This window comes from Corallococcus macrosporus DSM 14697, assembly GCF_002305895.1.
In the GTDB taxonomy this organism is placed as follows: domain Bacteria; phylum Myxococcota; class Myxococcia; order Myxococcales; family Myxococcaceae; genus Myxococcus; species Myxococcus macrosporus.
The window spans coordinates 2,178,025-2,201,671 of record NZ_CP022203.1; the positions used below are offsets into that span (position 1 = coordinate 2,178,025).

The window sequence follows — 23,647 nt, forward strand, 5'->3', positions numbered from 1 at the left end:
CGCCGGCTTGCCGCAAGACGGCGTCTTGTTGAATGCGAGGGCGCGCCAGGAACCACCGAAGTGGGGCCGTCATCGTCATGCATCAATTCGCTGCATGGCGGCGGTTCCACCTCAGGTGCTCTTGCTCGATGAGGGCCACGGCGCGCGCGGGTCCATTTTCTGCGCGGATGCGTTCGCCCAGCGCTGTCGCATGGGCCCGCATCGTTGGGGAAAGCGCCGTGCGGATGGCGTCTGCCAGACGCTCGGCCGTGAGCGACTTCTGGGGGACCGGCTGTGGCCCTGCACCCGCGCGGAGAACCATGTGCCCCCAGAAGGGCTGGTCGCCAAGAAAGGGGCAGATGACAGTGGGTTTGCCCGCGCGCAAGCCTGCCATCGTGGAGCCGGCCCCGCCGTGATGCACCACCGCGCTCATTCGCGGGAAGAGCCAGTCATGTGGCGCGGACTCCAGCATGAAGACATGGGGCGGGAGGTCGCGCGCCTTCATGCCTCCCCAGCCCGAGGCCAGCACCGCGCGTTCGCCGGTCAACGCCACGGCCTTCAGGACGGTGGCGGCACGAGACTCAGCATGCGCCGCGCCCATGCTGCCAAAGCCCACGTAGAGAGGCGGCGGCCCCGCTTCGAGGAACGCCCGCAGCGCCGGGGGAGGAGTCCATGGGTCGCCCTCGTCGAGGAACCAGCAGCCCGTCACCTGGGCCTCGAGCGGCCAGTCGGGGGGACGTGGCAGCAGATGCTCACTGTACGCGTAGAGCGCCGGCACCGCGGAGCCCTCGACCGTCTTCATCGGGTCCGCGAAGCGTGAGCGCGGCGCGAGGCCGAGTGTCTTCACCCGGAAGTCATTGGTTGCTCCGGCCCAGACCGCGTTGGCCAGCGCCAGGACTCGATAAGTGAGCGCGTTGAGCCAGCCGCCGAGTCGAAAACTCGGAACTATCGGCGCCGGGAACTCGCGCGTCGGAGTCAGCGGCAGCGGCATCGCTAGCAGCTCGGCGGCCCGGAGCTTCTCCGCGATGTGGTGACTGCCAAGCGCCTTGGAGTGGTACACGAGCACGTCCGGCTCCAGCTCCCGCGCCGCTCGCCACTCGTCCTCCATGCTCGCCCGGACGATGGCGCCGAACCCCTTGAACAGTCGCCGCTGCTCGGCACGCGTAGGGGCGCGCAGAACCGCCTCCGTCAGCTCCAGCACCGCATTGTCCATGTGCGCGTATGGAATGCCGTGGCGCTCCACCATGCCTCGGAAGCCGGTAGGTGTGCAGAGCGCTACGACATGGCCACGCGCCCTCAGGGCCTTGGCGAGCGCGACGAAGGGTTGGACATCGCCTCGGGTACCGTAGGTGGAAATGAGCACGCGCATGGAGACTCCCCACTGGAGCTTGCCTGCGGTAACAACCGCGGCAAGGTGGCGGCCCGACCACCGAGGAACCTGTGCGTGCCAGGAGCGCGACGCACACCCTTCGAGATGTGTGGTCATCGTCTCATGACGTGATGCTTCAAGCCACGGAAACCTTGTGGGCCGGGCGCCAGTCGTTCCACGGCGACTGACGCGCGGTGGGACAACGCCTGCCTTGATGGGCTGGGGCCAAGACTGACGTTCCGCTCGCGCCGCGGCGTGCAGAGGTTCGGCGCGCTCCGATCGGCGATGGCCTGCTCCGCGCCCAGAAAAGTTGACCAGTCAAACGATGGACTCCGTGTGAATATGGTCTTCTCCCTGTGTGTGTCGCGTGATGTCAAATGCAGTCGTTTCGAAGCCATGCGTCATGCCGCGCCGCGCCGATTGGTGTGATATGCATTGCGTCATCTCCCAGACACACAGGCTCCGCGAGGGTTTGCATTCATGATGGCTGCTGCAAGAGGTAGCCTTCGCGCCGCGTCGAAGGGGACGACTCCTCGCGACGCAGACCGAAAGGAAAACACCATGAAGACCCTCAAGGCGCTGTCTGACCGCCTCCTGAAGCTGTTCCTGTCTGAGATTCCCGCGGGCGCCTGTGTCCCGGAGAACGGCCAGTGCTGCTCCGCGAAGCACCGTCGGTTCAACTGCTACGGCTCCTGCATCAGGACCTCCGTCTGCGGCTGATTCCAGCTTCATGACCCCGGCTGGATGTGGACCCTCCACGTCCAGTCGCGGTTTTCGCGAGGACGCTCCGTTGAACGCGGTCAATCTAGGCTGTCGACTGATGCTGGCCACGGTGTTCGCGCTCGCCGCGCTGGGGAAGGCGCGCGGACGCAGGCCTTTTGATGAGTTCATCCAGACGCTCGAAAACCTTGGTTTTCCGCGCGCCCTGGCCGGGGCGCCGCTGGCGGCCACGTTGGTCCTGACGGAAGCCGCCTCCGCGCTGCTGCTGGGGGTGGGCGTGGCGGCGGGGTATGCGCTGGCGCTGGCGCTCCTGGTGGGCTTCACGCTGGGGATCGCGTGGGTGATGCGCCGGGGAGAGAAGGTCGCGTGCCGGTGCTTCGGTGCGAGCAACGCCCCCGTCGGCGCGGCGCACCTGGTCCGCAATGGGCTGCTCCTGGCGGTCACGGTCGCCGGTGCGGTGAGCCACCCGTCCGCCTCCGGTGGACTGGCGATGGGCATGGGCGTCATCGCGGGGACGGTCGGCGTCCTGGCGGGGCTCTTCGTCACGCGCTGGGATGATCTGGTGTTCCTGCTTCGAGGACCGCAGCCGCTGGCCGCGTCCCCGCGAACCCGACGAAACCGAGGCAGCCAATGATTGAAACGCTCGTCGTGGGTGGTGTCATCCTCTCCGTGCTGGTGGTGGGGAACCTCTTGCTGACCCTCGCGCTCGTCGGTCGGCTGCGCGCGCTCCAGGAGTTGATCGCCAACCAGGTCGTCCTTCGCGACCCGGCCCTGCCGCAGAAGGGAGAGCCGGTCGGCTCCTTCGAGGCCACCACCCTGGAGGGCGAAACCTTCACGGACGCCGTCCTGCGCGAGGGCAAGACGCTGGTCGGCTTCTTCACCACGGGCTGCCGGCCTTGCTCCTCGTTGCGCAAGCAACTCGTCGACTCGCCGCCCGGAGTGCCGCTGATGGCGTTCGTCGAAGGCGACCCCGACGACCCGCAGACGCTGGAGCTGGGGGCCTCGCTGAAGCAGGTGGCCCGGGTGGCGTTCCTGACCGAAGGGGACTCCGTCACGCGCGCCATCAAGCAGGCGGGCTATCCCACCCTCGTGCTCGTCGAGCGGGGCGTGGTCGCGGCCTCGGGGCACCACCTGCACGAAGTCCTGCCATGAGCGAGGCGCGAGGGGGCCTGCGGGAGCTGACGCGCACGGTGGGGGCGGCCGTGGCGCTCCAGTGGCGCGCGGCCCCGCTGGCGTCGGTGTTCGCGCTCCTCCTCACGCTGTGCACCGGCTCCGTGGCCGCCGCGGGCGGCTGGCTCACCAAGGCGCTGCTGGATGAGCTGGGCCGAGGGGCCCTGGCGGACTCCCAGCGGGCGCTCACGCTGGCGGTGGGCGCCGCCGCGGTGGTCGGCGGCTCCATGGCCATCCTCAATGTCTCCGAGTATCTGACTGGCGTGATTCGCTGGGGCGTCACCCTGGAGGTGGAGCGCCGCCTCTTCACGAAGGTGGCGGCGCTGGAGGGCCTGCACCACTTCGAGGACCCCGCCTTCCACGGCCGCCTGCGGCTCGCGGAGGAGGCCGCCCGGGACGCCCCCCAGCAGCTCATCGAGTTCGTGAAGGCCACCCTGCGCATGCTGGTCACGGTGGGGACGCTGAGCGCCGTGGTCCTGCTGGTGTCGCCGCCCATGGCGCTGCTGCTGCTGCTGGCGGGGGGCGTGGCCCTGCTGGCCCAGCTCGTGCGCAGCCGGTGGCTGGTGGAGCTGGCCGTGGCGCTGGTGCCGACCTATCGCTGGCGCGACTTCTACCACGCGCTGCTGGTGGACGTGCGGGCGGCCAAGGAGAGCCGGCTGTTCGGGCTGGGGGACCTGTTGCTGGAGCGGATGGTGGCCTCGCTGCGCAAGGCGGCGGACCGCGAGCTGGCCGTGACGCGCAAGGGGTTGGCCGTGCAGGCGGCGCTGTCGCTGCTCACGGCCGCGGTGGCGGCGGTCGGGTCCTTCATCGTCGCCCGAGGCGCGCTCCAGGGGCGGCTCCAGCTCGGAGACGTCTCCCTCTTCCTCGCGGCCGTGGCGGGCATCCAGGGGGCCTTCAACGGGCTCCTCGCGCAGGTCGAGTTCGCGGGCCGCAGTGTCCAGACCTTCAAGCACTACCTCGACATCATCGCCCTGCCAGTCCACGCGCCGGAGGCGTCACGGCCGGTGGCGCCGCTGAGGCACGGCGTGGAGCTGCGCGACGTCTGGTTCCGCTATGACGCCCAGGGACCGTGGGTGCTGCGCGGGGTGAGCCTCTTCATCCCGGCGGCTGGCTCGGTGGGGCTCGTCGGCGTCAACGGCGCTGGAAAGAGCACGCTGGTGAAGCTGCTGTGCCGCCTCTATGACGCGGAGCGAGGCCAGATTCTCTGGGACGGCGTGGACGTCCGCGAGCTGGATGCGCGCGCGCTGCGGCGGCGGATGACGGCGACCTTCCAGGACTTCATGACGTATGACTTCACCGCCGCGGAGAACATCGGGCTGGGGGACCTGGACCGGCTGAAGGACGAGGCGCGAATCCGCGACGTGGCACGGCTGGCGGAGATTGACGAGAAGCTCGCCTCACTCCCCGCCGGCTACCACACGCTGCTCAGCCGCGTGCTCGAAGGGGAGGACGAGGACATGCCCGCGGGCGTCTCGCTCTCCGGAGGGCAGTGGCAGCGATTGGCGCTGGCGCGGGCCCTGATGCGCCAGGACGTCGACCTGCTGGTGCTGGACGAACCGAGCTCCGGCCTGGACGCCGCCGCCGAGTTCCACATCCACCGGACGCTGGCGCGCCACGGCGAGGGAAGGGCGCGGCTGCTCATCTCCCACCGGATGAGCGCGCTGCGGAGCGCGGACACCCTCTTCGTCCTCTCCGAGGGGCGCATCATCGAGCAGGGCTCGCATGACGCGTTGATGACGGCGGGCGGTGAATACGCGCGCTTGTTCACGCTCCAGGCGAGCGGCTATCAGGACGAGCGCGTCGCATCACGGGCGGGCCAGAAGGAGGTCGCATGATGCTCACGGCGATGGGCGCGGGGGCCGCGCTCCTCGTGGCGGGAGTCGCGGCGGCGGCCTGGGGGCGCCGCCGCTGGGTGGTCGTCGCGGTGCGGGGCAACAGCATGTCGCCCACGCTGCACGACGGACAACGGCTCGTCGCGAGGCGGTTGGGCCGCGCTCCCGCGCCGGGGAACGGGTATTCGCGCTCCGACGTCGTCGTCTTCGTGCTTTCCGCGAAGCAGCGCGAGACGCTGGAGGCCGAAGCGCTGCCCTATCTCGTCAAGCGGGTGGCCGCCGTGGCGGGAGACCCGGTGCCGGACTGGGCCCGGGCGGCGCTCGGTGCCGACGATGATTCGCGCGTCCCACCCGGGAAGGTCGTGGTGTCGGGAGACAACGCTCGGAGCCAGGACTCGCGGCAATTGGGCTACATCGACGCGGAGGCCATCATCGCCGTCGTGCGGCTCCGGGGGCCGGAGCCTTCGCGAACAGGGTAGGCGTTGGGCCGACGCGCCAGGGGCTCTGGAGAGGACACGGCGTGGTCCACGGACGACGCGCCAGTGCAGGGGCCGGAGCTGAGTGGATTCTCCGACGCCCAGCGCACCAACCGTGAACTCGCGGAGTTCGCGGCCAGGCGGGCCGCATGGCCTGAGCCGCCACGCGCCTCCGCCATGGCCCTTCGCGGAGGGAGCGGGCAACCGCTCCGCTCACCCCCGCCCCATTTCAGCGACCGCCTGCCGTTGCCCTGCGGCAGGGCCCTTTCGCGCTCGCCTGCTCCTCGGCCTGTTCGAGCGTCACGAGTGGCGGTTCATTGCGTGACGGTCCACGTATTGTCGTCGTTCAATGTCGCAGTGAGTGAATAGACATTGTCTGGGTAGATGACTGGGGCCGTCTGGGTCACCGTCTGGATGTCCAGGACCGTTCCCACTTTCTGGTCGACCCCGGCCGCAATCCAATACGAGGGCGTGGGGATGAAAGTATGCGTGAGATTGGCGCCGGCCTGGGGCGCGAACGTCCCGGCATCCCCCATCCCGATACCCACCGAGAACGTATTGGGGGGACGAGTTTATCATCATTGATGGTCAACGTCCCTTTGGGGCCGGGCTTCAACGCCTTGGTCAGGTTCAGGCCACCGTCTTCATCGCCATCGACCACGGCACCGCCGAGTGCGTCGGCATCCACGCGGCCAAGGTCGGTACCCGCGTCGAAGCCCTTGAGCCCATCCGCCAAAGGAGCAACCGCGCTGGGTGCGCACCTTCTCCACCGTGGAGGAGCTGCGGCGGGCCCTGCTGGAGTGGGTCCGAGAATTGGCTCCGCATGCGGCGGAAGCGGCGGAGGTCGAACGCGCTGGCTGCACTCAGTCGGGATACAGGCGTTTCCATTCGTCCCGCCACTCACGCGCCAGCACGGACCGCTGGCGACCGTAGCGGGCCTCGGTCGCCGCGGCCGAGGTGATGCGGTCGACGCGGAAGTTGCGGAAGGCCTGGCGCAAGCAGCACCAGGCGGCAACGATTTGCTTGCCCTCGTGAAACGCGAGCTGCACCGGCCAGATGTCGCGCTGGCTCGGCGGGCCCTTCCCGTCGGCATACACGATGCGGAGCGCCCTCTCTTCGCGAATGGCCTGGCGCACGAGGCCGAGCACCGGGACGGACACAGGCCCGCCGCGCATCAGGATGGGCCAGAGCCCGGTGTCCTTCATCCGGTCGCGCAGCTCGTCGGGCGAGGCGGTGGCGATCTTGCCCAGCGCATTGCGCGCCGCCCCGGCGAGGCCGACATCCGGCTGGGCCTCGACCCAGCGGGAGCCGAGCACAAGCGCCTCGAGCTCCTCGGCCGTGAACATCAGCGGCGGCAGGAAGAAGCCCGGCTTCAAGACATAGCCCACGCCCGCCTCGCCAACGATGGGTGCGCCAAGACCGATGAGCGTTCGCACGTCGCGATAGAGCGTGCGCAGGGAGACGCCCTGTTCCTTGGCCAGTGCCGCCGCGGTGACGGGGCGGCGGTGCCGGCGAAGTGCGTCCATGACTGCGAAGAGGCGTTCGGTCTTGTCCATGCGTGCGCGCGGCTCACCTGATGGTGCGATGGAAGGCCCGGATATCGGCCGCGTAGTGCTCCGGAGCCTCGAGGGCTGGGTAGTGCCCGGCCTGCCGCGCCTCGGTCCAGTGGACGAGGTTCTGCAAGTGCCGTTCGCCCCAGGCGCGCGGCGCGGGATTGTCGACGTCGGCGGGCACCAGCACGCCTTGCTTCACGTCGTGGCGGGGCATCGGCATCAGCAGTTCCTGATCGGCGAAGGCCTCTTTGTACAGCCGAATCGATGAACCAATCGTCTGGGTGAACCAGTAGACCGAGAGCAGGGTGCAGAGGTCGTCGAGCGAATAGACTGACTCGAGGCGGCCGTCCTGAAGCCGGCTCCCGCTGTGAAATTTCTCGATGATCCACGACGCCAGGCCCGCGGGTGAGTCGTTGAGGCCGACGGCGAGCGTCTGCGGCTTGGTTCCGTGAAGCATGACATAGGCGCCCTGCGTGGCGTTCCACAGGTCGACGCGCCGGAAGTAGTCCACTTCTTCGGGCGTCGGCGCCGCTGGCCGCGGGTACCCCGAAAAGACGTTGAGGTAGTGCACACCCATGAGGCGGCCGGGATGGTTGCGGACCATGCTGAAGCAGACCCCGGAGCCCAGGTCCGAGCACGCAACGAGGAACTTCTCGTAGCCCAGCCGGGTCATCAGCTCGGCCCAGAGATGACCCATGCGACTCATGTTCATTCCCTGCTTCGTGGGCCGGCCCGAGAAGCCATAGCCCTGCATCGAGGGAATGATGACGTCGAACGACACCCCGCCTCGCTCGGCGGTGAGCAGCGGAATGAGCGGCAGGAACTCGACGAAGTTCGAGGGCCAGCCATTGGCAAGGACGATGGGAATGCGGGTTTCGCCCTGACCCGACGCATGAACGAAGTGGACCCGCTCGCCACCGAGCTCCTCGATGAACTGCGGAATCGCGTTGAGGCGCTGCTCGGCGGCGCGCCAGTCGAACCGCTCCGCCCAGTGGGTGACCAACTGCCTGAGCAGCTCCGCATCGGTGCCATCGTCCCAGCCGACGCCTTCGACCGTTGGGGGGAATCGAGTTGCCTTCAGCCGCGCCCGAAGGTCGGCGAGCTCGGAGTCGGGAATGGCAAGGGTGAATGGGCGCATCGTGCGTCTCCTCGGGGTGTGCATCCCAAGGTTGTGCCCCAGACGTGCTGACAGGGCGTGTCAGCAGTGTTCAGTCACACGCTCGCCCGGCCCGTCGTGAGAGTCCCCCGCTCCACGGACAGCGTGGTCACGCTGCCTGAACGACCTGCTCCAGCGACGAACACGGGAGCAGGCCGCAAGCGTCCACTCAGGCGATGAGCTCGGAGAGCACGCCCTTGGTCAGCGCCGGGTCGCCGAAGTCGTCCAGGTACCCGCCGGCCGCGTTCCTCAGCCCCACGGCGGAGCCGATGGTGTTCAGCATCCGGTTGTGGTTGGGATTGCCGCCGCCCGACGCCTCGACGTAGACGCCCTGCTTGAGGAAGCCATTGCAGCTCCCCGCCAGGACGAAGGGCACATTGCGCGCCGAGTGCGCCGGCCCGTTGCCCAGGTCGTTGTACCAGACCGCCACGCCGTGCTCGATGAGCCGCTTCCCGTCCGGCATCTGGTAGGCCACCAGCCGGTCCAGGAGGTGCTTGAAGGCGCTCGCGAACTGCACGTCCACGTGGTGGTGCAGCAGGTCCGAGCCGGTGATGATGCCGCCGCTGGAGTCGTGCGACGAGCGACGGTGGGACACGTAATGGAAGTTCTCCATCAACTGCCCCGTGTCCGGGTGGCGGTAGCGCGTGTCGCCGTCGTTGCCGTTGCCCACCTGGATGACGGCCGCGCGGTTGGTGCCGCACGCCATCGCCATGACTGCGATGTCCATGTGCAGCCTGGCGGTGGCGAGCACCTCGGTGCCGTCCGTGCTGTCATAGCCGGGCGCCTGCTGCTGGAGGATGAGCTCCTGGTCCGCGCGCATGCGGCAGCTCAGGGCGACCTCCAGGTCCCGGACGTTGGAGAGGTGCAGGTCCAGGCGCTCATGGTCGGACGCGCTCAGCTCGGGACGCTGCTGGAGCGCCTGGAGCTGGGCCTTCACCAGGTCATTCACGCTGCGCTGCCGGACGAGGAGCTGCTCGCGCGCCTCGGGCGTCAGGCCTCCCGGGCCGCCAATCATCGTCTGGTACGCGTTCCACGGGTCATGCAGCGCGGCCCGGCGCACGTTGCTGCTCCGGTAGGAGAGGCAGGGCCCCCCGAGCCAGCCGCCACGCCGGCCCGCGTAGAAGACGAGCGAGTCACGCTGCTGCGGATTGAGCTCGCGGCCGATGCGGTGGTCGATGGACTCGCCTCCGGACTCGGAGCCGCCGCCCGCGCCCTCCACCACGGGGCCCCGCGCGGTCAGCCCCTGCATGGCGCCGCGGGCGTGGCCGTCCCCGTAGTTGAAGTCCCTCATGTTGACGTTGCGCACCACCAGCAGGTGCGCGCGGTGGTCATCGAGCACGCCCACGGCCCGCCCGGCGATGCTCTCCGCGGTGAGCGCACCCAGGGTGCGCGGCCAGAAGCGCTCCGGCTCCGCGCCGAGCTCCGACGTCGTCTGGGCCGAGGCGACGCCGTTGGCCTGCCGGAAGAAGATGGCGTACGGCAGCGCCCCCGAGTCCGCCGCGCGGGCGGTCCTCGGCATCAGCCCCTCCAGAAACGGCAGGCTCAGCATCGTCCCGCCCAGGCCCCTCAACACCATCCGGCGACTCAGCTTCATGGCAGCTCCTCCGGGTGGCGGTTCACGAAACCCTCGCTGGTGACGACCTCCACGACGAGGTCGACGATGGACAGGTTGCCCGCCTGCGACAGCTTTCCGAGCCGCTCCACCAGCGGCACATCCTCGTTGGCGGACGGGCGCCCGTGGAGGTACTCCACCCAGTGCCGCGCGTAGCACGCATGCACCGCCTCATTGGCCGCGAGCGCGTCCGCCAGGTCGAGCGCGTCGCGCACCGGCACCGTCTCTCCGTTGATGTTGGGCGTCGAGCTGGCGTCCACCGGATGTCCGTTGTCCGTGGTGCGGTAGCCGCCGATGGCGTCGAAGTTCTCGAAGGGGAAGCCGAGCGGGTTGATGAGGGTCGAGTGGCAACTGGCGCACGGCGTCCCTGGCGCTTCGGTGTGCGAGGCGACGACCTCTCGGTTGGTGCGGCCCTGGGGGGCGGGGAGCGGTGGGATGTTGGCCGGCGGCGCGCCAATCTTCCGGCAGATGATGCGCTCGGACACGAAGACGCCGCGGTGGATGGGGTCCGGGTCCACCGACGTCGCGTGCGAGGCCAGGAAGCCCACCTGGGTGAGCACGCCCTTGCGCTCGCGCGAGTCCAGCGTCACGGGGACGAAGTCGGCGGTGAACGCGCCGCTCAGCCCATAGACGCGCGCCAGCTCGTCGTTGACGAAGGTGTTCGGCGAGGTGAGCAGGTCGCTGTAGCCGCCCTTGCGGGAGAAGACGACGTCCTGGACGAAGAGGGTCGTCTCCCGGGCCGCGTACTCCCCGAGGCGCTCGGACACCTGCGGGTAGCGCGTGGGGGAGGGCCGGATGGCGGCATAGCGGGGCACGTCGAAGAGGGTGCGGTGGAAGGCCTCCACCACCTTGTTCGAGCGCGCGTCCTGGAGCATGCGCCGCGCCTGCGTGGCCACGCCCTCGCGGGAGCGCAGGGTGCCCTCGCTCGCGGCGGCGAACAGGGCGTCGTCCGGCATGGCGCTCCAGAGGCCGTAGCTCAGCCGCGAGGCCACTTCATAGTCGTCGAGCGGCACCCGGTCCTGCACGGCCTCCGTGCTGCGCTCCACGCGGTAGAGGAAGTGGGGCGACTGGAGGAAGGCTTCAATCACCAGCCGGATGCCACCCTCGAAGTCCGACATGTCCGCGTAGGCCTGGGGCCCCTTGCGGTACAGCGCGAGGTAGCTCCCCACCTCTTCGGACGTCAGCGGGCGCCGGTGCGCGCGCAGGCCGAAGGACTCCACGAAGGCGCGGGCGCGCTCCTCGTCGGTGGCGGCCGACGGGGGCAGCAGGCGCGCGAGCTTCGTCGCGTCCGTCGTCACCTGGCCGGCGAGCTCCGCGGCGGCGCGCTGGTAGGCGCCCCAGAGGGCCTCGTCCACGGAGAGGGCGCGCGCATCGTTGTCAAAGAGGAAGCCGCTCTGGGCGGGGTCCGCGCGGAAGGTGCCCGCCAGCGTCGTGGGCGGTGCGTCCAGCCTGAGCAGCTCCTGCACGCTGTTGCTCCACTGCACGTGCGTCAGGCGCGCCATTCGCACGGACGGGGCGGGCTTCTCGATGACGGTGGGCGTACCGGGGCCGGGCCCTCCACCGGGGCCCTCCGGATTGGAGATGGTTCCTTCGCAGCCAGCAGCCCCGCTCAAGGCCAGCCCGAGCACCACCGGGCGCCACCACCGTCCCCGCTCCGCTGGCTCTCGTGACAACCGTTGTGACCGCATCCTCGGCACGAGCGCCTCCATCATTGGGAGACATACCCATCGGATGGATTGCGCGTTCCTGTCAATGTATCCGCGACTCGCACGCGCATCGGCCCAATGCCCGATGACACGGATACTGAAAAACTCCCGTCACGCGTGCATACGTGTTTCATCAGGCCCGACTTTTCGTGCGGGCCTCGCGCAAAAGTGTGGAGGAGGCGCCACAGGCGTGGGGGACAGCCCCCCTCGATGCGCCGGTGCTACAGCCTCAGGTACACGCCGAGCTGACCGCTGAAGTACAGGTCCTTGGCGCCGCCGGCGATGACGGGGGCTCCGTCCGCGGCGCCGGCGGTGAAGGAGTAGCTCCGCAGCTCTCCGCCCAGCCGCAGCCCCAGCGTGCGCGTCAGGGCGAACTCCACGGCGAGCTCGCCATCGAGTCCGGAGCCGCTCAGCTCTGGGAAGTAGTCGTCCGAGGACAGCTCGCCGCCGCTGAGCACGTGCTGGTAGCCCACGCGCGCGGCGATGGCCCATCGCTCGGTGAGCGCCTTGCGCAGGCCCAGCTCCACGTGCGCGAAGCGGTAGTCCACGTCGGGCAGGGCGAAGGTGCTCTCCGGCGGGAGGTCCACCGCGAAGGTGTGGATGCCGTACAGCGCGCTCACCGAGACCTCCAGCCACCGCAGCGGCAGGCGGAAGCGCAGGCCTCCCTCCAGGAGCTGCGCGGTGGTGCCGTACTCGGAGCCATCCGGGAGCCGCGAGGACAGCCCGAGGGCGCGCGAGCCCCGCGCCACGATACCCAGGTTGTGCACCACCCCATCCGTGAAGTGGGAGAGCGGGAAGTAGCTCACCGCGAGGCTCGCCGCCGCGGCGCTGTTGAGGCTGTAGTCGGGCAGCGCGTTGGCGTTGTTGCCCGAGAAGTTGAAGCGGCGGAACAGCCCCTGTCCGGACAGCAGCGCCTCCAGGATGGGGCCGTCCAGGTCGCGAAGGCCGGCTGCCGTCGGCTCGGACTCCACCGGCGGCTCCTCCCTCTTCACGGTGGGCGGAGGAGGCTTCACCCCCGCCGGGCGCGGTGCCTCCGCGATGGGGGCCGGGGGCGCGACCTCCGGCTCGGAGAGCGGCGTCGGAGGCGTGACGGCGGCAGGCGGGAGGCGCCGCTCCAGGCCCGCCTTCAGGGCCGCGCCCAGCTTGGGCTCGAGCTCGCGCCGCACGTCGGGGAAGGCGCGGTTGGCGCGGACGTCCCAGCGCTCCTCCGCGAGGAGGGTGCCGTCCTTGCCGGAGTAGGCGCGGACCTCCACGGCCCAGCGCTTCGTTCCCTTCACCGAGGCGAGGACCAGCACGTCCGCGCCGAGCTTCTTCGCCAGCGCCTGTCGCTGCGCATCCGTCTTCGGGCCGCCGCGGATGCGCCTCACCTGGGCATCCACCTTCTTCGCGGGCAGCACCTGTCGCCCACGTCCCTTCTTGCCCAGCTCTTGCGTCAGCACCCTGCGCAGCGCAGCCGCCTGGCGGCCCTCCGGGCGCAGCACGGCCACCTTGGTGGTCTGCGCCTGAGTCTTCTTCGCCTGCGCGGCCTCGGCCGGGCGGTGCGACACAACCAGCGCCAGCACCAGCACCACCCATCCCGCGACGCGGCTCACTGGGCCACCTCCGTGGAGCGGATAGACGAGGTGGAAGCGGCTGGGAGGACAGGGACGAAGGGGCGGGAACGCATGGGTGCTCGGCTTCCAGTGACGAGACGGGGGCTGCCTCAGCCTAAGGCAATTGAGGGGCCAAGATCTCGGAGCTTATTCCGGTAGGAGCGCGTGGAACCAGATGATGCTGCCCAGCGCGAGGTGCGGCATTCCGAGTTTTGAAGGAGCTGCTCCACGGGTCGGTCCCCGCTGTCAGCGCGCGCGGTAGAACTCGGCGAGCGCCGAGAACGCGACCTTGGGCTCCCAAGGCAAGTCGGGGTAGGTGTCTCCGTTTCGGTTCTCGAAGACTTTGACAATGCCGTAGCTGGCCAGGTCCAGGTCGTCTTGGGGGGCACCATCGGGGCGGTGCGTGTGATCGTTGAGCGCGAAGATGAATACAAAGCTGCTGTCCACGCCCTCGGCGTCGAAGATCTCCAGGAGTTCGCACAGATAGGCGGCCTGCCCGGCCTCGTCGCGGACGTACTCCCCCGTCAGTCTCAGCGGCCGGCGAGTGGCTTTGCTGTATTCGACGATCTCCAGGCCGCGGGCGCCCCTGTCGCCCGCGCCTCGGTAGCTGGCCGCGCCGAACTCGGTGATGGCGACAGGTTTTCCCTGTGCGACCAGGGCACGGAAGCCATCCCTGAATCGGTCGGCAGTCTCGGCCGACCGGTAGAGGTCCAAGGAGATGATGTCAAAGGGCGTCCAGTCGACGCGCTCAAGTGGTATCGCCGCGTAGGTGACCTTGCCGCCGAAGCGCGCGCGGACGCGTGACGTGGCCTTGCGGAGGAAGTCGTTGACGCGTGCGGTGACAGCGATGACCTGCTCGCGCAAACGGTCCGGCTGGCTCAACAGTGCGACCCGCTCCTCGAGACTGTCGCCGGGGAGGAACCCGTCGTTCATCAGGCTCAGCTCAGCCCCCGTCACGAACACGACCTCGGCGCCCCGCTTCCGGAGCCGCTCGGCGCGCTCGGCGCAGTCGGTGAACAGCGACAACATCTCCTCTATCGACAACCCCAGAGGGTAGGGCGAGAACCAGACCTCCAGGCCAAGGTCCGCGGCGTAGGTGGCGGCCAGTTCCAGTCGGTCCGGATCTCCACCAATGACGCGGACCGCATTGCAGTGAAGGTCGTCTCGAATGATGCGCAGCTCGTGCTTGACGACCTCCAAGTCGAAGACCTCGCGGGAGAAGGCCCCTTTGAAGAGAAACCCGGTGTCGTAGCTGATGCCCTTGGCGCGCATGTGCCGTGTCCCTTCCATTGAGTCAGTTAAGGTGCTTGATGTACCCTAGACTCTGGCTGCCCGGGTGTCATGCCCATCGCGTCAAGGTACAGTGGAGACTTCTTCTGGAAAGAAGCCAGGGTGGAGGAGCCGGTGAGTCAGTCAGTCGCTGGGCAGAGACGCAGACGCGGAGCCGCACTGGAGGAGGCCATCCTGCGCGCTGCGGCCGACGAACTCACCGAGTCCGGCTACGCCGGGCTGACCATGGACAAGGTCGCCGCCCGTGCCGGTACCAACAAGAACACCCTCTACCGCCGCTGGCCCCATCGCCTTGCGCTCGGAATCGCCGCCTACCGGCAACTCGCGAAGACGGTCCTCCCTCCCGATACCGGCACCCTGCGCGGCGATGCCCTCGAGCTGCTTCGTCGGGCGAACCGCCATTGGAGTTCCCCCCTCGGCGCGATATTGCGCGAGCTGCTGTCGGCAGCCGGTGGGGCCTCGGAGTTTCTCACTCAACTGCCCGAACAGTCCAACGATGCCGCGGCGGCCCTCTGGCTGACCCTCCTGGGGCGCGCGGTGAAGCGCGGTGAAGCGTCTCCCGAGGCACTCCATCCAAGGGTCTCCACCGTGGCCATCGTCCTGTTGCGCAATGAATTCGTCATGCGGGGAGTCCCCACCATCCCTGATGACGTCCTCGTCGAGATCATCGATGAGGTGTACCTGCCTCTTGTCCGGAAACGCGGACCGCCCCCTCGCTGACCGTCCGAGTCGCAGCGCACGGCCACTTGCGTGCGCGGGACGGCGTAGCTGATGCCTCTGCGATTTCGCCTCGCTTCGCCGACACAGGGTTTCTATGGCCTCGCGCGCACCTCGCTCACGCGCCTTGACGCGCTGCCGAACTGGACTTGGCGCACGAGTGACGCAGTGACCGGATTTTGGGTAGGCACAGGCCCGGGTGAGGGGAATCCGGGGGATTTCCCGTTCCAGGGAGTGACGGCGAATGGACGCTGTCGCCTACTGGAGCCTCCACCTTGAAATCATCCGTGCCCTTTCTCGCGCTGGCGCTCGCCAGCGCCGTCGGCCTCTTGGGCGTGACTCCCGCGCATGCCGAACTGCCCCGGACTCCCCTCCGTGGCGAGCTGGCCCGCGTCGGAGACGCGGACAGCGCTGTCATCTGGCTGGCGGGTCAGAATGGTGAGGTCGACATGGCCGTCGTCGCGAAGTACCCGCATCGCCCGCTCGTGGCGCCCCGCTTCTTCCTGAAGCACTCGGCGGAGGAGGTGTTCCTGGCCGTGGCGCCCGACTCCCAGCCCCTGCCGGAGGCCCTGAGGAGCCGCGAGAGCCTCACGCGGAGCGCCTCGCAGAGAGAGCAGCTCCGGCGGGACAACGCGGCCGAGCTCGCCACGATGCCCGAATTCGTCGCCGAGCAATCCTCCTCCCTGGCGGGAAGCTGCACGGCGCAGCAAAGAACCTGGGCTGCATCCGTCTATGGTGACCCCACGTGCGGACAGCCTCCGGCAGGCAATCCCATCTTCACCGCCACCGTGAGCGACTACTACTGCGAGGGCTGCGAGAACCCGCTCGGTAGCGAGGAGCCCAACGCATGCACGCCGGACCTTCTCCCTTGCGACAGGGTCCGCCGCGAGTCAACAAGCGTCCGTCTGCGCACCACCAGTTGGAATGGCCCGGTGACGTTCCAGCATTCGGGGCACTCCGCGCACTTCGCGGTGCATAACTGTACTGGAAACGGACCTGTGACTTTCAACTTCAGCCGCACCGGCTGGTCGGGCAGCGGCAGCGTCCAGCTCGACCCCCAGGAGATGTGGAACATCAAGGTAGGAGATTTCTCTGCCGCCAACGCAGCGAAGAAGGTGACCATGGGCCAGTGGGCCATAGGGCGGCCCGAAAGCGGCCCCACCTATGTCTTCAACGCCATGTCGGTGGATGCCAATTCGGGCGCGACGGATGCCATCACCGCGTGTGGGGACATCATCACCAAGTACCGCATGACGGACCTCACCGTTCCCTCCTGCCATGGCAATGCCTATGTCGCGCTCTGCAATGGAACAAATTGCAACAACGCCTGCTTCCATTGCTACGGGCCAAACGGCTGTCCCAACTGAGTGACATGGTATGCTGCGCTGGATTGTTGAGACATCGGGTTGGTCGTAGTCAGACTGCTGGCTTCAGCATCAGCTCCCGCCGGGCCTGACTCGGCGAGAGGAAGTTGTGGCGGTTCAGACTCGACTTTCGCCATTTTGAGAGGAGGGCCGTGGTTCATGCGGCCCTCGCTTCATCGCGGGGGGCGTAGCGCTTCACCTGCTCGTAGCCGCCCGGGTAGCCACGGGCCTTCACCATGTCAAGGCTCGGCCAATCAGGTCGCTGTTCGGTTCGGCCAATCAGGTCCGGACGTGAAGCGCCCAGGAATCGCGACGGAGTGGGCCGCGCGGGTTCGGCCAAACCGGTCCGGCAGGGGCTCCGCCAGGTGTCAGCGTGCGGCGGTGTCAGCGTGGGCCGCGCGCGGTGCTCGGGTGCGCTTGGCGAGCGGTGGGTTGCGGTAGCTGTCACCCTTGATGCTGATGATGCTCGCGTGGTGGATGACGCGGTCAATGAGGGCGATGGCGCACGCGGCGTTGGGGAAGATGGTGGTCCACTCCGAAAACGGGAGGTTGGTCGTCAGGACAATCGGCTTCTTCTCATACCTGCGCGACGCCACCAGGAAGAGGAGGTCGGCGTTCCTGGCGTCGTAGGAGAGGTAGCCAATCTCGTCGATGACGAGCAGCCCCGCCTGGGTGCAGTAGTGCTTCAGGCGTCTGTCGAGCGCCCGGGCGGAGTCGTGGCTCCCGAGGTCGAGCAGCAGTTGGGAGGCGGTGGTGAAGAGGACGGAGTGGCCGGCCTGCACGGCGTTGTAGGCGATATTCTGAAGCAATCATCGTCTTGCCCAGGCCCTGGGGCGCGACGAGGACGACGTTGGCGGGGCGGGCCATGAAGTCCAGCGCGAGGGCGCTCTCGACGGCCGTCCTGTCAATGTGCTTGGGCCAGCCCCAATCGAAGTCGGCCATCGTCCTGAGGGTGCCCAGCTGGAGCGGTTGTCGAGGTAGAGCGTCTCGGGCACGCCGTGCTGGCGCGCGGCCCGCACCAGCAGGCCGAGCATGTCGTCCTCGCGCTCGGTGGAGCGCGCCTCGAGGGCGACGACGTAGTGGCTCCTGTCGTCGAGCAGTGCGTGGATGCGCAGCGGCTCCCACTTCGTGCCGCCGGTGAGCACCGGGCCATGGCAGACATCGCCATGCCACAACGCGCCGGGGTACGCGGCCTCCCAGCGCCGGCGCTCAACCCCCTCCCCCGTCCCGCGTAGCGAGACGCGGTCCAGCCCACGCTCGGCGAGTAGCCGCCGCACGGTGGCGGCGCTCACCGCGCCCTCGCGCACGCGGCCCTGGCGCACCAGCGTCGTGAGAATCAGCTCCGCGGACGCGCTCAGGTGCTCGCGCCGCACGTCGCAGACCAGTTGCTTCTGCCGCTCGTCGAGCGCCTTGGCGCGGCCCGCGTCCTTGCGCGGCTGGGGCCGCAGGGCGGCGAGGCCGTGCCTGCGGAAGCGGTAGTACCAGCGCTCCAGCGTCGGCATGCTGAAGTGCCACGTGCGCTCGGCGCCGGGCGGACGGAACTTCTGCCGCGTCAGCTCCCTCAGTGCGCCGCGCAGCTCTCCGCGCGTCAGCTGGCGGTGCACCACCGGGCCAATAACCTGGCTGCGGAAGACTGCAATCTCTTCACCGTGGTCCTTCGGGACGAGCTCGTCCATGGAGGTCTCCTTCCCGCTGCCCGCGTCCATCGCGGGCCTGGCGGGAAGCTCTCCCCTCGCATCCGCCTGGGCTGCTGGGAGCGTGCCCAACGCGGTGGGCGCGGATTCCCTAGCAACTTCGCGGTGATGGTCATCAGCTCACATGGCGGGCTCCGGCGAAGGCTTGATGCTCGAGCGGCGCCCCCCGCCATGCGAGCGGCGCGTGAGCGCACAGTGCCTGCGCCGCGCGGGCCGCGAGCGCCCGGAGCCCCTGCGCCACCGCGCCGAGTGGGAGTGCGCCGAACAGCTGCCGCGCCCCAAGCTGCCGCGCCCACCTGGCCAGCGAGCGCCAGCCGCGGGCGGCGTCCCCCAGACGCGTCCAGTCGCTCGTCCGCCGTCGCATCTCGTCCGCCCTCAGGCCGCACAAGGTCCACAGCGCCAGCGCGAAGCCAATCGCCTCCCCGCTGAAGTGCTTGCGTGGGCGGACGGACGGCGGCACCACGCGCATCACCGCGCCACAGGGCTGGCAGCGGTAGCGGCGACAGAGCACCACTGCACAGGTGGGCGCTGCGCCCGGAGTCGGCGGGCCGCGCTGCTGGCGCTCGACGAGCCCATGCCCGTGGATGCCTGGCCCACCGCCTTCGTAGGCCCCGCGCCCACACGCCACGCAGCGCTTCGGCCGGCCCTCGTCCACCGAGGGCGGCCAGTTCTTGGCGTCGCCCTCGAAACGGACGACTCCTCGGGTGTCCCGGTTCTCTTTCCGCAGGGTTCCCGGGGCCCGCGTGGAGGGTGTTCCCGCACCCTCTGCGCACCTTTCTCCCCGTCCTCCTGACCGCCTGCTACATCATCGGGCCTGGCGCTCCAGTTTCTCGCTGACCATGGGCGCGCGGCGCGAATCCATCACGCAGCCGGCTCGAACTCGGGCCTCGAGCTCTCATCCAGAGGGCTCGTCAACACCCCAATAGGTGTCTTCGCGCTTCTCCCTTCGCACCGGCAGTCGCCGGAAGCGATTCAGCCAGGAGCGCCCGTGCTCCACCGTCCTTGGGGGTGGCCAACGAGGTGCCACGCACGGCGGGGCCCGCGCTTCAGTGCCTGGAGGAGCGATTCGGCGTCACCTCCGCCCGGGGCGCACGCGCGGCCTCGGGCATCGGTGTGTCTGGCGAAGCCTTCCGTGAGGCGCACACCGCGGAGGTGGAGCGGAACGAGGGCCTGCTGCACAAGGCCCGCGGCGGCGAGCGCCGCGGGCCCCGGCCGCTACGGCTTGAAAGGGGGCCAGGGTGAGGGTGGACGGAGCGGCGCTACCGTCCTCGAACCGCCAGCCACCGTTCTCGTTGGCGTCGAACTCGCGGCCCACGTCCAGGAGCTGGGTGCCGTCGAAGAGGGCCAGCACGGGGACGTGCGTGGAGGACACGGACGCCTTCCACAGGTGCGTGCCCGCGGACGTCCAGCCGGACACCGCGGTGCTGCCGTCGCGCGCAGGTCAGCGATGCCCTCGAATCCGAGCTCTTGGAACTCGCCGATGCGCTTCTTCTTGCGGAGCCGTCGCTTCACGCTCGTGAGCGTGCGAGCCACAACCCGCACTTCCGAAGCGGTGCGTGGGAGGCCCGACCACGCTCGCGACGCCGGCAGCGTGGCCGCTCGCATTCCTGGTGTTGGTAGTCGTCCCCGTGGGATATCCTCGGACGCTCGCGGCGGAATCGTCAGTGATGGGTGCCCATGTCTACTTTTGACTCGACCAAGACCCTGCTCAGCGACCTCCTCACGAAGGTCGTGAAGGGCAAGCTCCAACTGCCTGACTTCCAACGTGGGTGGGTCTGGGACGACGAACACATCCAGTCGTTGCTCGTGAGCATCGCGCGGTCGTTCCCCATTGGCGCCGTGATGCTCCTCGAGACGGGCGGCGAGGCGCGTTTCCAGGTGCGCGCCGTGGAGGGCGTCGACCTGCCGCCCAACTCGAACCCCGAGGAGCTGATCCTCGACGGCCAGCAGCGTCTCACGTCCCTCACGCAGGTACTGAAGCTCGACAAGCCTGTCGCGACGCGTGACGCGAAGAAGCGGGAGCTCAAGCTCCATTACTACTTCGACATCGAGAAGGCGCTGTTGGGCCCCCAGGCGCTGGAGGACGCGATCGTCACCGTCGACGAGCAGCGTACCCAGCGAGAGGACTTCGGCCGCAAGGTGGTGCTCGACCTCAGCACGCGCGAGAAGGAGATCAATGCCTTCCATTTCCCGTGCAGCCAGATCCTGAACTCGGACGACTGGGAGCAGGCCCTCTCCGAGCATGCGCCCGAGAAGCTCGCGCGGTTCATGAAGTTCCGACGGCAGGTTGTGGAGCCGTTCCGCAACTACGCGCTGCCGGTCATCAGCCTGAGGAAGGAGACCTCGAAGGAGGCCGTCTGCCTCGTGTTCGAGAAGGTGAACACGGGCGGCGTTCCGCTGTCTGTCTTCGAGCTCATCACGGCCACGTGGGCGGTGGACGGCTTCAACTTGCGCGACGATTGGTTCGGCGGGAGGGGCAAGAGCGGGCGCCACGCTCGCCTCGGCAAGAGGCCGCTGCTCCGTGATCTCCAGCCGACGGACTTCCTCCAGGGCGTCTCGCTGCTGCACTCCTTCGACAGGCGCACGCAGGACCTCGCCGCCGGGCGCTCCGGCAAGGAGGCCACGGGGGTCACCGCCAAGCGCGAGCACATCCTCGAGATGCCGCTCGGGGCCTTCGAGAAGTGGGCCGAGTCGCTGACCCAGGGATTCGAGGAGGCCGAGCGCTTCCTGCGCAGCGAGGGGTTCCACCACCCGAAGTTCCTCCCATATCGGACGCAGCTCACTCCGCTGGGCGCCGTGCTCGCGAATCTCGGTGAGCGCTGGCTCGAGCCGCAGATCAAGACGAAGCTCGCGCGCTGGTTCTGGTGCGGAGTCCTGGGCGAGCTCTACGGCGGCGCCGTCGAGACGCGGATCGCGCTCGACGTTCAGCAACTCCTCGCTTGGGTCAACGAACCCTCGGCGCCGGAGCCCGCCACCGTTCAATCCGCGGGCTTCAATCCGAATCGCCTCGACACGCTCCGTTCGCGCACCAGCGCCGCGTACCGTGGGCTCTACGTGCTCTTGCAGCGAGAGGGCGCGTGCGACTTCTTCTGGAAGGCGCGCATGGTCGACCTCGACCGCGACGATGCGAAGCTCGACATTCACCACATCTTCCCGAAGAAGTGGTGCGAGGACCACGACATCCCCCCGCGCGTCTTCAACGCGATCGTCAACAAGACGGCCATCTCCTACAAGGCGAACCGGATGATCGGCGGCAGCGCCCCCTCGAAGTACCTCGCGCAGCTTCAGGGGCACGTCCAGGTGAAGCTCGACGACGCCGCGATGGACACCATCGTGAAGAGTCACGTCATCAACCCGGCGCTGCTGCGAGCCGACTCGTTCCAGGCGTTCTACGCGGCGCGCAAAGCGGCACTGTTGGCCCTCGTCGAGCGTGCGATGGGCAAGGCGTCGGCCGAGGCCACCGCCATCGGCGCTGACGACGAGGACGGCGACGAGGACGAGGGCGAGGCCACGTGACCATGCGGGCGTCGTCGTCTTCGGTCATCGCCTACAAGAGAGCGTGACGTTCGAGTCGATCATCCTGAACCACGGGTGGGATCGATCGGCGTGGGACCTCGCGAGCCTCTTCCTGCTGAGCGTCGGCGCGGAGCTTCTGGGCCCTGACGTGCCGCGCGTGGTCGGCATCAGCGAGGAGACGACCAGCTACGTCTCCCCCGGCTACTTCGCCGAGGGCGACCCGTTCGCCGGCTTCATCGTCCACGAGGCCGCGCACTTCTTCCACAATTGCAAGAAAAGGACGATCGGCCTGTGCGAGACGCGCACGAAGGAGTGGCTGCTCGACATTGAGTACCGGCAGCGCGAGACGTTCGCCTACTCGTGCGAGGCTTACGCCCGCGTGTTGGCCTGTGGGAGGGGCACCGGCGAGCGACGCGCTCTGGCCGCCGATACACAGCATCGCCGCGCATCTCGGAAGAGCGCGTCGACCCGGCCGAGGTCGCGACCATCGTCACGGAGGAGGCCGCCGCGCGGAGCGGGTGGAAGGTGCTCCTCGCGCGGTGCGCGCCGAGGACCAAGTCGCGCTCGGCGCTTCAGTTCGCGCGCGAGATGCTCGCTGCCGGAGATCTTGCTGACCAACTACACACGATCTGGGACTTGACCCTTCTCTCCGGCACGGTGCTCCTGGCGCAGGGTAACGCTGGAGGTGGCCAACCACCGCCCGTACCTCTCGCAGAAGCGGCTGTACTGGTAGCCGCCCGGCACCGCCTCCAGTTACTCCTGCCATAGCAGCAGCTTGGTGACGCCCTTCTTCTTCAGCTCCGCGTACACGTGCGCCCAGTCCGGCTCGGGACGCTCCGTCAGGGCCTTCGCATCCTCGGGAAACAGCAGCGCCGTCAACGCCGCGTCATCATCCAACTCCGGCGGCAGCGGCCACGTCAGCTTCGCCACCCGGGCGCGCCCCAGGTAGTCGCACACCGTGCCATTGCCGATGCCCAGGCTCGCCGCAATCGCCCGCGTCGTCAGCTTCGCCTCGAACCGCAACCGGAACAGCACTCTCAACTTCCTCATGGACAGCCTCTGTGCCGCCATCTCCACCTCCGAATCGGAGGCGCAGTGGCCTGCTGCTGCCCAGCGCCGTCAACGCTTCTGTCGACCGCCCACTCCTCACTACGAGTGGTGCTCGGCTTCACCGGAATGCCTGCTCGGCATCCCCGGAATCGGTGCTCGACATGCCCGGAATGCCTGCTCGGCATCCCCGGAACGGCTGCTCACCTTGCTCCGGAATCCCTGCTCAGCTTGGCCTGGAATCGGTGCTCGGCTTGCCCCGGAACACGCAGCCACGGAGGTGGCAACCCAAGCTTCAGGTATTGCAAAGGGCTTCCAACACTTATGGCCCCAAGGCCGGAGAAGTATTGACATCGGCAGCAGGGGTACGCGGGCGTCGCATCCCTAGGGGTTGCCTTTCACGCTTTGTAAAGGCCATCCTGCCAGTGGCGTGACATCCCGTAACGCCAGGAGGAACACCTTGATGAAGCACAGTGCGAAGTGGATTTTTGTGGCCCTGACGTCGCTGCTTGGGTCCGTGGCAGGAGCGGGCGAGAGGGTTCGCAAGCCCGTCCAAGTGGCGAATGGATACGCTGCGGGGCCCATTGGCAGTGCTCGAAACAGCCCGGACTCAGTGCAACAGATTGGCTGCACCATCACCACCTATGAAGGCAGCGCACCGGTGCTCGTCTGTTTCGCGCGTAGCCTCACCACATATGGCTCCTGCTCATCGGATGACCCGAACCTCGTGGCCACGGCACGCGCCATCAATGGCGACTCCTATATCTCCTTCAACTGGAACGCCTCTGGCCGGTGTACGAATCTCCATGTGAGCACCGCTTCGAATTACGAACCCAAGCAACTGTGAGTGGCGC

At 68.4% G+C, this 23,647-nt stretch carries 20 protein-coding genes and 2 pseudogenes; 10 read left to right on the forward strand and 12 right to left on the reverse strand.

From position 1 onward, the window contains the following. Positions 1 to 82 precede the first annotated feature (82 nt). Positions 83 to 1,348: a glycosyltransferase gene (locus MYMAC_RS09180; protein WP_170114721.1), complete on the reverse strand. Its 1,266-nt coding sequence runs from the start codon at positions 1,346 to 1,348 to the stop codon at positions 83 to 85. 561 nt (positions 1,349 to 1,909) lie between these two features. Here MYMAC_RS09180 and MYMAC_RS37180 point away from each other — a divergent pair. The 5 genes from MYMAC_RS37180 to MYMAC_RS09200 are packed head-to-tail and all read left to right on the forward strand — an operon-like array spanning position 1,910 to position 5,549. Beyond that, entirely contained in the window at positions 1,910 to 2,068 is a 159-nt protein-coding gene (locus MYMAC_RS37180; protein ID WP_170114722.1) for a hypothetical protein, read from the forward strand. A gap of 10 nt (positions 2,069 to 2,078) precedes the next feature. Then, positions 2,079 to 2,702 (forward strand): MauE/DoxX family redox-associated membrane protein, encoded by a 624-nt coding sequence (locus MYMAC_RS09185; RefSeq protein WP_338026010.1) that lies wholly within the window; start codon positions 2,079 to 2,081, stop codon positions 2,700 to 2,702. Next, positions 2,699 to 3,220: a TlpA family protein disulfide reductase gene (locus tag MYMAC_RS09190; RefSeq protein ID WP_095957807.1), complete on the forward strand. Its 522-nt coding sequence runs from the start codon at positions 2,699 to 2,701 to the stop codon at positions 3,218 to 3,220. Before MYMAC_RS09185 ends, MYMAC_RS09190 begins: the two co-directional genes overlap by 4 nt. Continuing rightward, positions 3,217 to 5,073 (forward strand): ABC transporter ATP-binding protein, encoded by a 1,857-nt coding sequence (locus MYMAC_RS38315; protein WP_013935130.1) that lies wholly within the window; start codon positions 3,217 to 3,219, stop codon positions 5,071 to 5,073. Before MYMAC_RS09190 ends, MYMAC_RS38315 begins: the two co-directional genes overlap by 4 nt. Further along, positions 5,070 to 5,549: a S26 family signal peptidase gene (locus MYMAC_RS09200; RefSeq protein ID WP_239989438.1), complete on the forward strand. Its 480-nt coding sequence runs from the start codon at positions 5,070 to 5,072 to the stop codon at positions 5,547 to 5,549. Before MYMAC_RS38315 ends, MYMAC_RS09200 begins: the two co-directional genes overlap by 4 nt. A gap of 860 nt (positions 5,550 to 6,409) precedes the next feature. On the opposite strand, the gene MYMAC_RS09210 is transcribed toward MYMAC_RS09200, so the two are convergent. From MYMAC_RS09210 to MYMAC_RS09235, 6 genes are all read right to left on the reverse strand, one after another. Further along, positions 6,410 to 7,102, reverse strand: coding sequence for a helix-turn-helix transcriptional regulator (locus tag MYMAC_RS09210; RefSeq protein WP_095957810.1), 693 nt, complete (start codon positions 7,100 to 7,102; stop codon positions 6,410 to 6,412). A gap of 13 nt (positions 7,103 to 7,115) precedes the next feature. Next, positions 7,116 to 8,237, reverse strand: a complete 1,122-nt coding sequence (locus MYMAC_RS09215) for an epoxide hydrolase family protein (protein ID WP_095957811.1) — start codon at positions 8,235 to 8,237, stop codon at positions 7,116 to 7,118. A 187-nt stretch (positions 8,238 to 8,424) separates the two neighbouring features. Next, positions 8,425 to 9,849, reverse strand: a complete 1,425-nt coding sequence (locus MYMAC_RS09220; RefSeq protein ID WP_095957812.1) for a DUF1552 domain-containing protein — start codon at positions 9,847 to 9,849, stop codon at positions 8,425 to 8,427. Further along, on the reverse strand, positions 9,846 to 11,555 hold the full coding sequence (locus tag MYMAC_RS09225; RefSeq protein WP_239989439.1) for a DUF1592 domain-containing protein: 1,710 nt from the start codon (positions 11,553 to 11,555) through the stop codon (positions 9,846 to 9,848). The genes MYMAC_RS09220 and MYMAC_RS09225 overlap by 4 nt, the downstream gene beginning before the upstream one ends. A 239-nt stretch (positions 11,556 to 11,794) precedes the next feature. Then, positions 11,795 to 13,165 (reverse strand): hypothetical protein, encoded by a 1,371-nt coding sequence (locus tag MYMAC_RS09230; RefSeq protein ID WP_095957814.1) that lies wholly within the window; start codon positions 13,163 to 13,165, stop codon positions 11,795 to 11,797. 246 nt (positions 13,166 to 13,411) lie between these two features. Beyond that, positions 13,412 to 14,437 (reverse strand): hypothetical protein, encoded by a 1,026-nt coding sequence (locus tag MYMAC_RS09235; RefSeq protein WP_095957815.1) that lies wholly within the window; start codon positions 14,435 to 14,437, stop codon positions 13,412 to 13,414. Positions 14,438 to 14,569: 132 nt separating this feature from the next. Here MYMAC_RS09235 and MYMAC_RS09240 point away from each other — a divergent pair, with 132 nt between their 5' ends. Together MYMAC_RS09240 and MYMAC_RS09245 are read left to right on the forward strand one after the other, a co-directional pair. Further along, a complete protein-coding gene (locus tag MYMAC_RS09240; protein WP_239989440.1) occupies positions 14,570 to 15,175 on the forward strand; it encodes a TetR/AcrR family transcriptional regulator in 606 nt (201 codons plus the stop codon). Positions 15,176 to 15,447: 272 nt separating this feature from the next. Next, the gene (locus MYMAC_RS09245; protein ID WP_239989441.1) at positions 15,448 to 16,539 is read left to right on the forward strand and encodes a hypothetical protein; all 1,092 of its coding nucleotides are present in this window, start codon (positions 15,448 to 15,450) and stop codon (positions 16,537 to 16,539) included. Between the two features lie 365 nt (positions 16,540 to 16,904). On the opposite strand, the gene MYMAC_RS09250 is transcribed toward MYMAC_RS09245, so the two are convergent. The 4 genes and pseudogenes from MYMAC_RS09250 to MYMAC_RS09260 all read right to left on the reverse strand — a co-directional run bounded on the left by MYMAC_RS09250 (position 16,905) and on the right by MYMAC_RS09260 (position 18,885). After that, entirely contained in the window at positions 16,905 to 17,345 is a 441-nt protein-coding gene (locus MYMAC_RS09250) for an ATP-binding protein (protein ID WP_275663259.1), read from the reverse strand. 52 nt (positions 17,346 to 17,397) lie between these two features. Beyond that, positions 17,398 to 17,478: pseudogene (locus tag MYMAC_RS38320) on the reverse strand (AAA family ATPase); the annotation flags it as partial. A 19-nt stretch (positions 17,479 to 17,497) separates the two neighbouring features. Beyond that, positions 17,498 to 18,212: pseudogene (locus MYMAC_RS38325) on the reverse strand (helix-turn-helix domain-containing protein); the annotation flags it as partial. Positions 18,213 to 18,345: 133 nt separating this feature from the next. Beyond that, positions 18,346 to 18,885 (reverse strand): hypothetical protein, encoded by a 540-nt coding sequence (locus tag MYMAC_RS09260; RefSeq protein WP_095957817.1) that lies wholly within the window; start codon positions 18,883 to 18,885, stop codon positions 18,346 to 18,348. A 1,022-nt stretch (positions 18,886 to 19,907) separates the two neighbouring features. Between MYMAC_RS09260 and MYMAC_RS09270 the strand changes: the two genes are divergently transcribed. Together MYMAC_RS09270 and MYMAC_RS09275 are read left to right on the forward strand one after the other, a co-directional pair. After that, complete coding sequence (locus MYMAC_RS09270) at positions 19,908 to 21,746, forward strand: GmrSD restriction endonuclease domain-containing protein (protein ID WP_095957819.1); 1,839 nt, start codon at positions 19,908 to 19,910, stop codon at positions 21,744 to 21,746. 43 nt (positions 21,747 to 21,789) lie between these two features. Next, positions 21,790 to 22,386, forward strand: coding sequence for a hypothetical protein (locus MYMAC_RS09275; protein ID WP_095957820.1), 597 nt, complete (start codon positions 21,790 to 21,792; stop codon positions 22,384 to 22,386). Positions 22,387 to 22,499: 113 nt separating this feature from the next. Here the strand turns inward: MYMAC_RS09275 and MYMAC_RS09280 are convergent, their stop codons facing one another. Continuing rightward, entirely contained in the window at positions 22,500 to 22,796 is a 297-nt protein-coding gene (locus MYMAC_RS09280) for a hypothetical protein (protein ID WP_239989443.1), read from the reverse strand. Positions 22,797 to 23,256: 460 nt separating this feature from the next. Between MYMAC_RS09280 and MYMAC_RS36745 the strand changes: the two genes are divergently transcribed. Continuing rightward, on the forward strand, positions 23,257 to 23,640 hold the full coding sequence (locus MYMAC_RS36745) for a hypothetical protein (protein WP_123784012.1): 384 nt from the start codon (positions 23,257 to 23,259) through the stop codon (positions 23,638 to 23,640). The last annotated feature ends 7 nt before the right edge of the window (positions 23,641 to 23,647 follow it).